Origin of the sequence: Chryseobacterium sp. IHB B 17019, from assembly GCF_001456155.1 — a bacterium.
Classification (GTDB): domain Bacteria; phylum Bacteroidota; class Bacteroidia; order Flavobacteriales; family Weeksellaceae; genus Chryseobacterium.
Window position 1 is genome coordinate 3,623,777 of the sequence record NZ_CP013293.1, and the last position, 15,372, is coordinate 3,639,148.

The 15,372-nt window shown below is 35.8% G+C and carries 17 protein-coding genes; 12 read left to right on the forward strand and 5 right to left on the reverse strand.

Annotation, left to right across the window (positions count from 1 at the left end):
• The first annotated feature begins 15 nt into the window (after positions 1-15).
• Positions 16-546: an RNA methyltransferase gene (locus tag ATE47_RS16735; protein ID WP_062163028.1), complete on the forward strand. Its 531-nt coding sequence runs from the start codon at positions 16-18 to the stop codon at positions 544-546.
• 159 nt (positions 547-705) lie between these two features.
• Here ATE47_RS16735 and ATE47_RS16740 read toward each other — a convergent pair whose 3' ends face one another.
• Positions 706-1,479: a GLPGLI family protein gene (locus tag ATE47_RS16740; protein WP_062163029.1), complete on the reverse strand. Its 774-nt coding sequence runs from the start codon at positions 1,477-1,479 to the stop codon at positions 706-708.
• Positions 1,480-1,786: 307 nt separating this feature from the next.
• Here ATE47_RS16740 and ATE47_RS16745 point away from each other — a divergent pair, with 307 nt between their 5' ends.
• The 8 genes from ATE47_RS16745 (at position 1,787) to ATE47_RS16780 (ending at position 9,016) form a co-directional block, all read left to right on the forward strand.
• Entirely contained in the window at positions 1,787-2,437 is a 651-nt protein-coding gene (locus ATE47_RS16745; RefSeq protein WP_062163030.1) for a CBS domain-containing protein, read from the forward strand.
• 6 nt (positions 2,438-2,443) lie between these two features.
• The gene (locus ATE47_RS16750) at positions 2,444-3,310 is read left to right on the forward strand and encodes an NAD kinase (RefSeq protein WP_062163031.1); all 867 of its coding nucleotides are present in this window, start codon (positions 2,444-2,446) and stop codon (positions 3,308-3,310) included.
• A gap of 72 nt (positions 3,311-3,382) precedes the next feature.
• Positions 3,383-4,453: a class II fructose-bisphosphate aldolase gene (gene fbaA, locus ATE47_RS16755; RefSeq protein ID WP_062163032.1), complete on the forward strand. Its 1,071-nt coding sequence runs from the start codon at positions 3,383-3,385 to the stop codon at positions 4,451-4,453.
• Positions 4,454-4,542: 89 nt separating this feature from the next.
• A complete protein-coding gene (gene accD / locus ATE47_RS16760; RefSeq protein ID WP_062163033.1) occupies positions 4,543-5,397 on the forward strand; it encodes an acetyl-CoA carboxylase, carboxyltransferase subunit beta in 855 nt (284 codons plus the stop codon).
• Positions 5,398-5,451: 54 nt separating this feature from the next.
• Positions 5,452-5,964 (forward strand): DUF6973 domain-containing protein, encoded by a 513-nt coding sequence (locus ATE47_RS16765; RefSeq protein WP_062163034.1) that lies wholly within the window; start codon positions 5,452-5,454, stop codon positions 5,962-5,964.
• Between the two features lie 490 nt (positions 5,965-6,454).
• Complete coding sequence (locus ATE47_RS16770; protein WP_062163035.1) at positions 6,455-7,858, forward strand: nucleoside recognition domain-containing protein; 1,404 nt, start codon at positions 6,455-6,457, stop codon at positions 7,856-7,858.
• A gap of 8 nt (positions 7,859-7,866) precedes the next feature.
• Entirely contained in the window at positions 7,867-8,601 is a 735-nt protein-coding gene (locus ATE47_RS16775) for an ATP-grasp domain-containing protein (protein WP_062163036.1), read from the forward strand.
• Positions 8,602-8,623: 22 nt separating this feature from the next.
• The gene (locus ATE47_RS16780) at positions 8,624-9,016 is read left to right on the forward strand and encodes a hypothetical protein (protein WP_062163037.1); all 393 of its coding nucleotides are present in this window, start codon (positions 8,624-8,626) and stop codon (positions 9,014-9,016) included.
• Positions 9,017-9,028: 12 nt separating this feature from the next.
• On the opposite strand, the gene ATE47_RS16785 is transcribed toward ATE47_RS16780, so the two are convergent.
• The 4 genes from ATE47_RS16785 to ATE47_RS16800 all read right to left on the reverse strand — a co-directional run bounded on the left by ATE47_RS16785 (position 9,029) and on the right by ATE47_RS16800 (position 11,694).
• On the reverse strand, positions 9,029-9,913 hold the full coding sequence (locus ATE47_RS16785) for a hypothetical protein (protein ID WP_062163038.1): 885 nt from the start codon (positions 9,911-9,913) through the stop codon (positions 9,029-9,031).
• 35 nt (positions 9,914-9,948) lie between these two features.
• Complete coding sequence (locus ATE47_RS16790; protein WP_062163039.1) at positions 9,949-10,347, reverse strand: ExbD/TolR family protein; 399 nt, start codon at positions 10,345-10,347, stop codon at positions 9,949-9,951.
• Positions 10,348-10,355: 8 nt separating this feature from the next.
• Positions 10,356-11,060, reverse strand: a complete 705-nt coding sequence (locus ATE47_RS16795) for a MotA/TolQ/ExbB proton channel family protein (RefSeq protein WP_062163040.1) — start codon at positions 11,058-11,060, stop codon at positions 10,356-10,358.
• 172 nt (positions 11,061-11,232) lie between these two features.
• The gene (locus tag ATE47_RS16800; protein ID WP_062163041.1) at positions 11,233-11,694 is read right to left on the reverse strand and encodes a hypothetical protein; all 462 of its coding nucleotides are present in this window, start codon (positions 11,692-11,694) and stop codon (positions 11,233-11,235) included.
• A 522-nt stretch (positions 11,695-12,216) separates the two neighbouring features.
• Here ATE47_RS16800 and ATE47_RS16805 point away from each other — a divergent pair.
• The 3 genes from ATE47_RS16805 to ATE47_RS16815 all read left to right on the forward strand — a co-directional run bounded on the left by ATE47_RS16805 (position 12,217) and on the right by ATE47_RS16815 (position 15,370).
• Positions 12,217-14,013 carry a DUF885 domain-containing protein gene (locus ATE47_RS16805; protein ID WP_062163042.1) on the forward strand — a complete coding sequence of 599 codons (1,797 nt, stop codon included), beginning with the start codon at positions 12,217-12,219 and terminating at the stop codon, positions 14,011-14,013.
• A 27-nt stretch (positions 14,014-14,040) separates the two neighbouring features.
• A complete protein-coding gene (locus ATE47_RS16810) occupies positions 14,041-14,430 on the forward strand; it encodes a DUF1398 domain-containing protein (protein ID WP_062163043.1) in 390 nt (129 codons plus the stop codon).
• 64 nt (positions 14,431-14,494) lie between these two features.
• Entirely contained in the window at positions 14,495-15,370 is an 876-nt protein-coding gene (locus ATE47_RS16815) for a DUF6438 domain-containing protein (RefSeq protein WP_062163044.1), read from the forward strand.
• Positions 15,371-15,372: the final 2 nt, after the last annotated feature.

Consider the following 15,372-nt stretch of genomic DNA (forward strand, 5'->3'; position numbering starts at 1 on the left):
CTCAATACAATAAAATTGGTACAAAAATTAAAACTGGAAGACCTCAACAGAATAGACGTGGAAACATTCAAAACTGTTGAAAAAATTCCTTTGATAGTCATTTTGGATAACATCAGAAGCATGCACAATGTAGGGGCAACTTTCAGGACAGCGGATGCTTTTCTGATTCAAAAAATTATCCTCTGCGGAATTACACCTCAGCCTCCACACCGTGAAATTCACAAAGCTGCTTTGGGAGCAACGGAAAGTGTTGACTGGAGCCATGAAAGTGATATAAATACAACAATTCAGGATCTCAAATCTCAGGGATTTGAAATTGTAGGTATTGAGCAGACCACGGACAGCCGGATAATCACCGATTTTACCATTGATAAATCAAAAAAATACGCCGTTATTCTCGGAAATGAAGTAGAAGGAATCAGTGATGAAGCCCTTCACAATATAGATTCGTTTATTGAAATTCCGCAATTGGGAACCAAGCATTCATTGAATGTAAGTGTATGTGGCGGAATCGTAATGTGGGAGTTTGCAAAGGCTCTAAAATAAAAAAACTGCAGAAGTCTTTTAGACAGTGCAGTTTGAAATAAATCTAATAAAAAGTAAAAATGAAAGGCTACAAAGGTAAATTTTTTTTCTTCACAAACAAATTTTAAAATCGATTTTTCCTAAATTTTTTTTATCTCAAAATTCACTGATATCTTATTATTATTCGTCTAGCAAATCAATTTCGATGATGTTGTTTTCTTTTCTTATTTTATTTTTATAATACTTCTCCATATTCTTTTTGAATTCACTGTTGCTTTTTCCATCCTGCGTTTCTAAAACTTCCACCCCCTGAAAGTTTTTATTAGGGTTTTCACGATATTCCTTATATAACTTTTTATATTGTTTCTGATCGATAGGAATTAATTTTCCGTGATCCGTTTTATTATTCAAATTTCCCTTTATTGTTTGAGTAGAAACAAGCTCAAAGGTATGTGTTAAGGTATTATCTGTTATTTTTACTATAAGTCCCGGTAAGCCCTGAAATTTATATGGCCCATCAGATATGGGAATATCTGTAGAAAACCAGGCATTCCAAATTCTTCCTCCAAAATTTAAAGTAGCTTTTTGAACAATCATCTTATTGATTTCCCTTTTTTCAGGTGAAATATCCCATTTCATATTCCTATTATCTGACACCGAATAAAAATCATTGTTTACTCTGGTGATCAGAAAAATAGTATCCGGATATTCTTTATATACCCTGTCTGTGAAAAGGCTTAATTTATACCCTTTTGATATCGCAATTGAATCATCTCTATAATTTTGTGCATCATAAAACACAGATCCTTTTTTAAAAACATCCAAATACATGACAGCCTTTGTTGTATCACCTATTTTATTAATGTCTTTAATCGATTTATATTCGTAAACAAATCTATTGGATTGACAATTGATAAAGAGAGGTATAAAAAAAATAAATACAAATATTTTCATTTCTTAAATTTAAAAAAATGCAATAACGTTTTAGATTTTCTTATTTAATAAGTTAAACAAATATACAGGTAATCAAAAAGTATCAATTTATTTTTTAAACTTTTGAAGCTTCAACTAACTAATAATTATTTATTTGAAATATTAATCAAGAAATTTCGAGAAATGGTTTCAAAATTGTAAATATTAAAGTTATGAGTAAGATCAGATAAAATAAATGAGTTGTAATCTATTTATCCGGATTTACTTTTTTTGCTAAGTTTTTATTTTTGAATTGAAATCTTCGTTTAATTTTTTATAAATTAGCACAATGTTTATCAAGGACTATATCTCAAAAGATTACCCATGTTTTAGCCTGACTGACTCAATAGAATCAGCAAGAGACATGTTAGAAGCATTTGGATATTCCCATATTTTCATCAAAAAATCCCATCACTTTTACGGGGCACTCGCACAGGATTTCCTTTACGAAGAAGAAGGCACCCTGAAGGATCTGGAACATCAGATCGAACGTTTTGCGATTCTTGAAGATAATAACATTATGGACAGTATCCGGTTGTTTTACACATTCAACGCCAATGTAATTCCTGTCATCAACAAGGCAGAAAAATACTTGGGGTATATCGGCTGTGAGGATATTTTTCAGGATTTGTCGAAATATCCGCTGTTTTCGGAATCGGGAGCAATCCTTACGGTAGAAGTTCCTTCAAGAAAATATTCCATGACGGAGATCGCCAATATTGTGGAGAGTAATAATTCTAAATTTTATGGTGCATTTATCAGTTTTATGTCTGATGAAGCCATTCATGTGACGATAAAAATCAGCAATGAAAACCTGAGTTCCATTGATGAGACATTTGACCGGTATGATTATAGAATCGTTGAAAAATACTATTCTGATGAAAAATCGGATTTATTTAAAGACAGATTCGGATTTTTCCAGAAATTTATAGAAATATAAAAACTAATGAAGGCAGCCATATATTCTCAGAAAAAAGATCTTGATACTTTTTTATATTTAAGCAAATTTATTTCAGAGCTTGAAAACAGAAACGTAAAATCTGTTTTGTACGACGAAATGGCTGAAGCACTTCAGTTTTCAAAGATTTTTGAAACATTTAATTGCAAACAGGACCTTATAGATAAAGAAGTAGATCTTTTCTTTACTTTCGGAGGAGACGGAACAATTGTCAATTCTTTAACCTTTATTGAAGACCTTGAAATCCCGATTGTAGGTGTAAACACCGGAAGACTGGGATTTTTGGCAAGTTTTACCAAAGAAGAAGCCTTTAAGGAGTTGGATTCCATTCTGAAAGGTGATGTAAAAACAAGCCGCCGCGCTGTGATAGAAGTGGTTTCACCTGTTTTACAGGACTTTTTTCCGTATGCTTTAAATGATGTTACCGTTTCCAGAAAAGAAACAACCTCGATGGTTACGGTAGATTCTTATATTAATGACGAATTTTTGAATGTATTCTGGGGAGACGGTGTTATTGTTTCGACCCCCACCGGTTCTACGGCTTATTCTTTAAGCTGCGGAGGACCTATCATCTCACCAAATAACGAAAATTTTGTCATTACCCCTATCGCTCCCCACAATCTGAATGTAAGGCCTTTGGTAGTAAACGACAGAGTTGAAATAAAATTTAAAGTAGAAAGCCGGGTGCCACAATACTCACTTTCACTGGATTCCCGATTGATACACATAGAAACAGATAAAGAAATTGTCATCAGAAAGGCCGGTTTCCAGATTTTGCTGGTACAGCCGAATAACTTAAGTTTCTATGAAACCATCCGCCAGAAGCTACTTTGGGGAAGGGACAAAAGAAATTAAGAATATCTTAAAAATTATTACCTTTACAGGAATTTTACAAACATCCTAATAATTTATATTAAAAAGTAAAACATGAGTAGAATTTTCCCGGCAGGAGTTGCCACAGGTCAGTTAGTTACTGATATTTTTCAGCATGCTAAAGAAAACAAATTTGCATTACCGGCAGTAAACGTAATTGGTTCCAGTAACGTAAACGCAGTAATGGAAACTGCTGCAAAATTAAACTCACCTGTTATTATTCAGTTCTCAAACGGTGGAGCTGCTTACAACGCAGGAAAAGGATTAAGCAATGACGGACAAAAAGCTGCTATTTTAGGAGGTATTGCCGGCGCAAAACATATTCACACGCTTGCAGAAGCTTACGGAGCTACTGTGATTCTTCACACAGACCACTGTGCAAAGAAATTATTGCCTTGGATCGACGGATTAATGGATGCTAACGAAGAATTCTTCAAGCAGACAGGAAAATCTCTTTACTCTTCTCACATGCTTGACCTTTCTGAGGAGTCTTTAGAAGAAAACTTAGAAGTTTCTGCTAAATATTTCGAAAGAATGGCCAAAATGCAAATGACTCTTGAAGTAGAAATAGGGGTTACAGGAGGGGAAGAAGACGGTGTTGATAACTCAGATGTTGATAACTCAAAATTATATACTCAGCCGGAAGATGTAGCTTACACGTACGAAAAACTGAAGGCTATTTCCGACAACTTTACCATTGCTGCTGCTTTCGGTAACGTACACGGAGTTTACAAGCCAGGAAACGTAGTCCTTACTCCGAAAATCCTTGATAATTCTCAGAAATTTGTTCAGGAAAAATTCGGGACTGCTGCGAAACCTATCAACTTTGTATTCCACGGAGGTTCAGGATCTACTTTGGAAGAAATCAGAGAGGCGATCGACTATGGAGTTATCAAAATGAATATCGATACAGATCTTCAGTTTGCCTACACAGAAGGGGCTAGAGATTATATGATCAACAATATTGATTATTTAAGAACTCAAATCGGAAACCCTGAAGGTGAAGAAAAACCAAACAAAAAATTCTATGACCCAAGAGTTTGGGTAAGAAAAAGTGAAGAAACTTTCTCTACAAGATTGGTAAAAGCGTTTGAAGATTTAAATAACGTAAATACGCTTAAATAATTATAACTGATAAAAGATGAATGATAAGTGATTTTCTAAACCGCTTTCTTCATCTCTTATCATTTATCACATATCAATTATAAAACAATATGGCATTCGACTGGTTTAAAAGAAAAGCAAAAAACATTACGACTTCTACCGACGAGAAAAAAGACGTTCCAAAAGGTCTTTGGCACCAGACTCCGTCAGGAAAAGTAGTGGAACATGATGAATTGAGAAGAAACAATTATGTTTCTCCGGAAGACGGATTTCATGTAAGAATAGGAAGTGCAGAATTTTTTGAAATCCTTTTTGATGAAGGTAAGTTTACTGAACTGGACGCAAATGTTGAAAGTATAGACATCCTTAATTTTAAAGATACAAAACCTTACGCAGACCGTCTAAAGGAAGTGAGAGCCAAAACAAAGCTTACAGATTCTATCAGAAACGCAGTAGGAACTGTAAAAGGAACCGAAATGGTGGTTTCGTGTATGGATTTTGCCTTTATCGGAGGGTCTTTGGGTTCTGTAATGGGTGAAAAAATCAGAAGAGCGGTAGACTACTGTATCAAAAACAAGCTTCCTTACATGATTATTTGTCAGTCAGGAGGGGCGAGAATGCAGGAAGCAACTTATTCTCTGATGCAGTTGGCAAAAGTACAGGCAAAATTGGCGCAGCTTTCAGAAGCAGGGCTTTTATACATCGCTTATCTTTGTGACCCTACTTTTGGTGGTATTACCGCTTCTTTCGCAATGACAGCAGATATTATCATGGCTGAGCCGGGAGCTTTGATCGGTTTTGCAGGACCAAGAGTTATCCGTGAAACCATCGGTAGAGATTTACCGGAAGGTTTCCAGACCTCGGAATTCCTTCAGGAAAAAGGCTTCGTGGATTTCATTGTGAAAAGAACTGAAATTCAGGATACTGTTTCTAAGACCGTTAAATTATTAGCAGTAAATGCATAACAATTTGTAACAAAATACTATAATCTCTCTCTAATTGGGGAGAGATTTTTATTTATGAGAACTTTCAGGATATTTTTTAATACGATTAAGACTTTAAGCTTAAAAAAAATTATGCGTCTTTTATCGCTTGTTTTGCCGCATCCTATTTTTTCTTTATTAAGTTTCTATGCTACAGCTCAGGCATTTACCATCGCGCAAAAGAAATTTCCGAAAACAGCTTCCAACAACGGGATCGGAAATGCTTTCAGGCATGCACTGTGGACCTGTTTTATCATGATGTATTGCTGTAAAGTCTCATCACCCCGAAAAGCACTCAATTTTTGTAAAAGAATCACCGATATGCACGAAGATCTGTTCCCCAACAAACCATTGGAAACAAAAATGGATCTCCATAACAATAAAATCGGGATGGATTATTTCATGGAATTATTGCCCGGAATTCACCGCCAGTTTTTTGAAAAAGGCTTTTTTATTGATGCCCTCGAGAAAAAAATGGCAGACGCCAAAGTTTTGAAAAATCCGGATGATAATTTTGAAGGGTTCTTGGTGTATCTAGACGAGAAATAATTTTCCCTTTTTATTAAATTTAATGATAAAGTTGTCATCCTAAAAGGATCTAAACAGCTAAAACAACAAAATCATTCATAATGAGATTTCTTCGTCGCTTCTGAACTACGTTCGCAGACCTTCAGTCTGTTCGCAATGACGCATAGTTGTAGCGGTTAGAATTCCCCTCCTCTGGAGGGGTGGCGAAAATTCGCAAGAATTTTTGACGGGGTGGTTTTAGTAGTGACTTGTCAATGGCTAATTGACAATTTTTATTATGCTAGATTAAAAATTCACTTACAAAGTAAAATTCACCATTCCCTTTTCCTAGCCCCGATAGAAACGACATCCTTTTTTGTTGCGGGCGGAGCAAAGCGGAGACCGCAACAAAAAAGATACAGTGGATAGCGGGAAAAAGCTCCTAAAAACGAAAATGAAAACCTTTAAATCCTTCCGTCTCTTTGTAATCTGAAGATTTTTTGATAAGTTTAAACAATATTAATTCAATCAAATGGTTCTCAGCAGAATTTGGTCGGCATTTATCATTGTTGCCATTGCTATTGCAAGTATAAAATACATTTCGTCAAGCCATTACAAAACCATTTTTAATGATATGGTTGTTGGGAAAGGCGGCGATACGGTGCAGATCGCAACACAGAAAATGAATACGCTTTCTCCCATTGTTCGGGACAGCCTGATGAAAAAACCTGATTTTGCAGACAGCAGAATTCATTATAAAACCGATTCTCTGAAACAAGACGTAAAAGTTTACCGTGTTCAGGAAGCTGATGGCGTGATCGGAACTTCTGAAACCGCGGTGAAAATCTGTATCGGCTTGATTGGAATTATGACCTTGTTCATGGGATTCATGAGTATTGCAGAAAAAGCGGGGGGAATTAATCTTTTAAGTCGTTTAATTCAACCATTTTTCTCTAAATTATTCCCTGAAATTCCTAAAAACCATCCGGCTTTCGGACATATGCTGATGAATTTCAGCGCGAATCTTTTAGGGCTGGATAATGCAGCAACGCCTTTTGGTTTGAAAGCGATGGAAAGCCTCCAGACTTTGAACCCCAATAAAGACACGGCAAGTAATTCACAGATCATGTTCCTCTGCCTTCATGCTGGAGGAATGACACTGATTCCGGTTTCTATTATTGCAATCCGGGCTTCGATGGGTTCAAAAACACCGACGGATATTTTCCTTCCGTGCATGATTGCCACGTTTGCCGCAACTTTAGCAGCCATGATTATTGTTTCTTTGTATCAGAAAATCAATTTATTAAGACCTGTTGTTATCGCTTATGTTGGCGGAATTTCAGCAATTATTGCTTTGCTGGTTGTATATTTAGTTCAATTAAGCAAAGATGAACTCGACGATTTCAGTAAAGTTTTGAGTAACGGACTGATCCTCTTTATTTTCGTGGCGATAGTTTTGGGAGCAGTTTATAAAAAGATTAATGTTTTTGATGCTTTTATTGAAGGAGCAAAAGAAGGTTTCTGGACTTGTGTAAAGATTATTCCTTACTTAGTCGGAATGTTGATCGCTATTTCTCTTTTAAGGACTTCCGGCGTTTTTGATGTAATCATCGACGGAATGAAATGGGTTGCTTATAATGCAAACTTAGACGCAAGATTTGTGGATGGACTTCCGACTGCTTTAATCAAGCCTTTATCCGGTTCCGGAGCGCGTGGAATGATGGTTGATACAATGGCAACTTTCGGGGCGGATAGTTTCCAGGGGAAATTGGCAGCGGTTCTTCAGGGAAGCTCAGATACGACGTTTTATGTGATTGCAGTTTATTTTGGGGCCGTAGCCGTGAAGAATACGAGATATACGGTAATTGCTATGCTTTTGGCGGATTTGGTTGGGGTTATTACTGCGATTGCTTTGGCTTATCTTTTCTTTGCTTAATTCAATTTATGAAAGCTTATATTCAAACTGATAAAAGAGGTGAATTCTATAATGTTAATGCTTTTATTGCCAATGAAGGTTTTAAAAATTTTGGTTTTGAGATTGAAAAATTTGTCGATGCTGATGAAATTTCAAATAAAAATCCTGAAAATATTATTGTTGGTGGAATTGGAAATGTAAGAAAGCGATTGCAAAATTTAAATATTATCCGCGAAAATAAAGAAATAGATTATCCTGAGGAATTAAAACCATTTTTAAAAAGAAAGATTTGGACTTCTTCAATCAATGAAATATTTAATAAAAAAGAATGGAATATTTTTATTAAGCCCCAAACAGAAACAAAATTATTCGCAGGAAAGGTCATTAAAAGCGAAATGGACCTTTTAGGATTAATTGATGAAGAGAATGATATAAAAATATGGTGTCCTGAACTTGTAAATTTTAAAACAGAATGGAGGTGTTTTATCCGTTATAAAGAAATTCTTGACATAAGAAGATACAAAGGAGATTGGGATACAAAAATCGATGTAAAGACCGTTTTATCAGCAATAAATTCATTTACTTCACAGCCTAATTCGTATGCTTTGGATTTTGGGTTAAATGAAAATGGAGAGATGTTTTTAGTGGAGGTCAATGATGGTCATTCTTTGGGAACATATGGTATTTCATCTGCTCATTATGCTAAATTTCTTTCGGCAAGGTGGAGTGAATTAACCGAGACTGAGGATTTTTTAAACTTTTAATTAATAAGATAACAATCAAACTATGATTACAGATAAAGAATTCACATTAAGATTAATCCGTCAATTAACTCAGGCATTAGAAAAACTGATTTTAGACAAACCAGAAGAAAGTTTAATGCAGAAAGAGCTGGATTTTGATTCTTTAATGAAAGATATTTTTAAGATTGATTTCAAGGAGATCTCATCAAAATCAAAAGAAGAGATTATAGCAATCGTTAATGAAAGACAGGAAAGGGACCACAAAGATTATTACGAAATGTTGGGAAATCTCTTTTATTTTACGGGAAAACAAACCAACAACTCTGATTTCTTAGACAAAGCAAAAACGTTCTACGAACTGTACCTTCAAACCAGCGGAATTTTTGCCCTTCCCGTTATCAATAGAATCAACGAAATTAAAAAAAGCACTGAATAAAGTGCTTTTGTATTAGAATATAATTTTATACGTTCCTGATGAAGATGTGCTTGCTTTTTCAGCTTTCACATACTTTTTCACCCACGAAATCGCGTTTGAAGTAATACACGGATCAGATGTTCCGCCGGCTCTTCTTGCTGAAACCACATTTCCAGCCTTATCAACGGTGTAAGCAATGGTAATGGCTCCACTTGCAGTACAGCTGTTTGCCGGTTGAGATCCGCCTCTTCCCATCGTTCCGGGAATGAAACCAACTAATTTCCTGTCAATTCCTACTTTACTGTCACCATTTCCATCTCCTCCTAAAGGATCTCCAGCATTTCCTATTCCTGTTCCGTCCCCCTGGCTTCCGGCTTTTGTGCCTCTTCCACGGATCAGGTTTCCAATTGCAGCAGTACCTTTTCCATCACCATTCCCTGTTTTGGAATTTGCCGTTGTTGCACCGGATTTTTTAGTATTCTTTGAAGCAGAAGAACTTGTAGCTGCTTTATCAGACTTTTTCGAGTCTTCTTTTTTTGGAACACTAACCTTTGAATTCTTTCCTGTGATAATCTTTTCCTTCGATTCAGATTTCTTAGTTTCAGGCTGAGGCTCGGGTTTTATTACCGTTTTTGTTTCAGGAACGGCCGTTTCCACAGGCTCAGTGGTAATTTCTTCCGTTGCAGCGGCTAAGCTTCCCGGCTGATCGGCCGGCTCCTCTTCACCTTTTCCGTTTCTGTTGTCCCCGAAATTGACAAGCATTGTGGTAACCACCTCATCCGGCTGCTTATCCAGTTCCGGCTTTAATTTATAAAGGAAAACAAAAAGCAAAATCGCAGACCAAATCAGGATAGAAAGCAATGCACTTTTAATCCTGTCTCTGTTTTGTTCGTCTTTGTTTACAATATAGCTTCTCATCTTAAAATGATCTTTTTCCGGGAGTTCCGGAGGTACTATTTATCTTTAACCGTTGCAATGGCGATATTAAATTTATGTTTTTCGGCAATTTCCATCACAAAAACCACATCTTTATGCATGGTGTTTTCATCTGCTCTTATCGTGAAAGATTTATTGGTCTGATTGGTTAATTTATTAACAATCATTGCTTCCAGTTGATCCTTCGTAACAGGACTATCGTCTACAAAATAAGAGCCATCGGGTTTTATGCTTATCACCAAAGGATTTGGGATGTTATCTTCCACTGCTCCGGCCTTTGGTAAATTAACCTCAATAGCACTTTGATTGGCTGCTGATGAAGTAATCATAAAGAATATCAGCATCAGCAAGATAACGTCTGTCATCGCTGCTAAACTAAATTCCGGGTTCGCCTTATTTCTTCTCTGAATTTTCATAATGAAGATTATAAAGGTTTGTTGATAAGGTCTAAAAATTCGCCCGACATATTCTGAGCTTTCAATACAAACTTATCAATTCTTGTTAAAAGAATATTGTAGAAAAAGTTCGCTGGAATTGCCACCGCCAAACCAACTGCCGTCTGTCCCAACGCAGTATAAATACCTTCAGACAATGTTTTCGGAGAGAAAGAACCGCTGGCATGAGATAAATTAAAGAAAGCAATAATCATCCCGATAACCGTCCCTAAAAGCCCCAACATCGGGGCAATACTTGGTACAACAGCCAAAAGGTTCAGGTTTTTCTCCATGTTGGCCACCTCTATCTGCGCCTGAGACTCCATTGCGCTTACAATGTCTGAAACTGGGCGTCCCAATCTTGAAATTCCTTTTTCCAAAATTCTGCCTTCCGGAGAATTCTGTCTCTTGCAATAATCTGCTGCAGATTCTATTTTGCCTTCTTTGATGAAATCTTCAATATTATCCATGAAATTGGCATCTGTTTTTGATGTTAATCTTTTAATAAAGAAAAAACGTTCAAAGAAAAGATACACGGAAAATATACCAAGCAGCAATACGGTAAACATCACTATCTTAGCGAAAGCTCCCCCATGAAACATGATCTTCCAAAATGAAAATTCTAAATCGTCTGCAGCTACTGCAGGAGCAGCCACCTGTGCAAATAAAATCTGAGTAAGTTCCGTTAACAGCATTAAAGTGAATTTTTATAAAAGTTTTAACGACAAATGTAGTGGAATATTATTAATTGATATCTTAAAAATTGCTTAAAAACAACTTAAAAATATGTTATTTTCGTAAAACAGCAAATTTCTTTCCAAAAAATAATTTGAAAAGAAATTCGGGTATAAAGTGAATGAAGAAGATCTAATCTTCGTCTATCTCAATAGCATCCTGCTTGAATTCACACTTAAGCCTGAAAGGAATCGGGGTTCCTGATCCGGTGTAAAAATCATCAATGGTTCCCTTCCAGATCACCTGAAGTTCTCCTTCTTCGTTTTTGTCGAACACCAATTCATTATCATAAATGAAGGCATCCTCATCATCGAAAAGATCTACTTCCGTAAAAGTTTCCTCCTCAGAATCATTGATTGTGATTGTTTTTCCTTCTATTTCCGCAGAGTCGATAGGGAAATCGAAAATCTCAAGCGAGAGTTGCGGAAAATTGTACTGTAATGAATCATCATCTACATGATCCAAGCTGTCATCCGTAATAATCTCAACCTCTAGGAGATGTTGTTGGTTGCTGTAAACCGCTTTACAATAAGTATTTCTGATATTGTACTTTAGCGTTTCCTCCGGATGGTAAATTTTTAAAATCCCTTTCATTATTTCTTAAAAAAGAACGGTAATAATATGATTGTTAAACGTTTTGCGACAAAGATAAAAAATAGATTGATTGTGAAAAATTTTTTGAAAATTATTTTTGAAAAATGAGTGATTATTAACAATAACATTATTTAAAAAGTAAATTTTAAAAGATTAAAGCTAAACTGGGTTTCTTTTTATTAGGAGCTTTATCCAGCTATCCACTGTATCTTTTTTGTTACGGCCTCCGCTTCGCTCCGCCCGCAACAAAAAAGGATGCCGTTACTATCTGGGCTATGAAAATGAATGGTGAATTTTACTTTGTAAGTGAATTGTTAATCTAGCACAATAAAAATTGAGAATTGAGAATTGACCGTTCACATTTCACTTCTAAAAACCACCCCGTCAAAAATTCTTACGAATTTTCGCCACCCCAGAGGAGGGGAAATTCTTGTCGGGATCAAGAAAATCAGACTTAAAAAATAATCTTTTGCCGCTATTTTAGTTTTAATATTTACATTTGCTTCACAAATATTCTGGAAAATGAAAAACATTTTATCGAAAAGTATTTTGGGGTTGGGGCTAATGATAGGCCTTGTTTCCTGCAAAAAATCGGATTCCCCTTTAACGAAAGTCACACCTTCCAATCTGGACTCTATTGCTTCCAATTACTATGAGCAATATTTAAAATTATACCCCTTGGAGGCGACTTCACAAGGTGATTTGAGATATAATGACCAGCTTCCGATCAATATTGATAAGGATTTTATTTCCGGCGAGGTTGCTTTTTACAATTCGGTGCAGAAACAATTACAAAATGTTGATTACAAGAGTCTTTCTGATGACGATAAAGTGGTTTATGATGTATTGGATTATACCTTGAAAGATAAAGTTGAAGCTTACGCTTATCATCCTGAATATATTCCTTTCACCCAGTTTGGAGGATTGCCGTTGACGTTTCCTCTGTATGGAAGCGGACAGGGAAGTCAGCCATTTAAAACAGAAAAAGATTACAGCGACTGGCTCAAAAGAATGGAGAAATTCCCTGGCTGGATGAATGCAGCGGCTGATAATTTTCGTGAAGGAATTAACAATAAAATGGTTTTGCCTAAAAAGCTTGTTGTCAAAATGATTCCTCAAATGCGAGCAGAAGAAATGACTACGACGGACTTAGATAAGAATATTTTCTACGGCCCTATTAAAAACTTCCCCAAAGATTTCACAAAAGAACAAAAAGAAAAGTTTTCAGCACTTTATAAAGATGCGATCATCAATAAAATCATTCCTGCTTATACAAAAATGGGTGATTTCTTAGAAAAAGAGTACCTTCCAAAAGCAAGAGAAACAGACGGTTACAACAGCCTGCCCAACGGAAAAGAAATTTACCGATATTACGCAAAAAGCTGGACAACAACCAATAAAAAGCCTGAAGAGATTAATAAAATAGGACAACAACAAGTTGCTATGCTTCGGGCAGAAATGGAAAAAGTAAAGCAGCAGGTTGGGTTTTCCGGAACTCTGGAAGAATTTATCAATTATGTGAAAACAGATCCGAAAGCAATGCCTTACAAGACTTCAAAAGAAGTTTTGGACGGTTTCAACGGAATTTTAGCAAAAATAACCCCGAAATTGAGGACTATGTTTTCCGTTACTCCAAAAACCGGATTTGAGATCAGACAGACGGAAAAATTCAGGGAGGCGAGTGCGAGTGCAGAATACACACAGGGAACTCCGGATGGAAAAAGACCGGGAATTTTCTATATTCCCTTGCCGGACCCAACAAAATTTAATGTAACATCAGGAATGGAATCGCTTTTCCTTCACGAAGCCATTCCGGGGCATCATTATCAGGTTTCCCTGCAGCAGGAAAACACAAAACTCCCGAAATTCATGAGATTCGGTTGGTTTGGGGCGTATGGTGAAGGCTGGGCTCACTATTGCGAAACTTTAGGTCCGGAATTCGGGTTGTATACGGATCCTTATCAAAAAATGGGTTATCTGAGCGATCAAATGTTGAGAGCGGTAAGATTGGTTGTTGACACCGGATTGCACACAGGAAAAATGTCGCGAGAGGATGCTATTAAATATTTTTTAAGCAATATTTCCTACGATGAAGCAGGTGCAACCGCCGAGGTAGAAAGATATATGGCAATGCCGGGACAAGCCTTGGGCTATAAAATTGGGTCATTGAGAATTCGTGAGTTGAGAGAGAAATACCAGAAACAATTGGGAAATAAATTCAATTTAGCAAAATTCCATGATGAAGTTCTGAGCCAGGGATGTCTTCCTTTGGATGTTTTGAATAGGAAAATGGAGCTTTGGGCTAAGAAACAGAAGTAAATTAACTGAAAAAATACAAACGAAAAAATGTTTACGGTAAAACAAATTGAAGATGCCCACAGCAAAGTAAAGTCGGGAGCAGATTTTCCGGCTTACATTCAGGAAATCAAGAAAATGGGTGTAAAATCCTTTGAAACTTGGGTAAAGGACAGTCATACCGAATATTTTGGAGAAAATGCATTTACAACAACTTCGGAACCTCAATATGAGGATTTAAAAATTGTAAAGCTGGTTGACAAAGAAGGATTTATTCAATATATGAAAATGCATCAAAGAGGAGAAACGGATTATATGAAATTTTGCAGGGATTGTGCTGAAACAGGAGTGGAAAAATGGTTTGTTGATTTGGATAAATTCACCTGTACGTATTACGACAAAGCCGGTAACGAGGTTTTGGTGGAAGAAATTCCTCATTAAAATATCTGAGTCACAAATTAATTTTTGTGACTTTTTGTTTAGATTTACATTACAATTTTTGAATATGGGTAAAGCTCTTTTTTCTGTGTTATTTTTATGTTTTTTATCAACTCTCTATTCTCAAAAATTAAATAAAATTGATTCATTACTGTCAACAAATGATGTTAAAAATTTCATCAAAAATGAGAACAATAAAAGTAATTATGAACTAAATATAGATGATAAAATTGATTATGACTGGTATTGCAATGTGATTGCAGATAGTTTGAAATTAAAACAAAACTGGGGAAAAGCAGATTTTGATAACAATGGATTAACAGATCTTCTGGTAACAGGAAATACAACCGAAGGCCCCAGAACAATTTATATTTTAGACAAGGGCAATTATTTTGAATCCAAAACCCTGAGCAAAGGAAAACTCTACGAGCAATGTTCTTTTTCTACTGTAAAAGGCAATAAAATAGAATATCAAAGTGTAAAGATATTAGACCAATATGGAAGTCTGAGTAAATTAACAAAAGAAAACCTTGTTTATAAATACGGTGATTTTATTGAAAAAAACAGCAATCCTAAAAAACATAATATTTTAGAAATAGAACTTGAGGACACCGGATCATATTGGAATCGTTCATCAACTAAAATAAAAATAGTATCAAATAAAGATATAACCTGGATTATTGACGAGGATTATAATACCAAAGTTTCATCTTCAAAACTTTCGAATGAGGAATTTAAAGGAATTATCGACTTATTACATTATATTGATTTTGAAAACCTTGAAGAAGAATACAATGTAAGCTATTCTGATGCCGGAACTACATCGCTGAAGATAACCTACGATAGTCTGAAAGTAAAAAACATCTCCGATTACGGTGGCATGGGAACAAGAGGATTGACAAAACTTTATGATATACTTTTACAATTAAAACAAAACCAATAAAA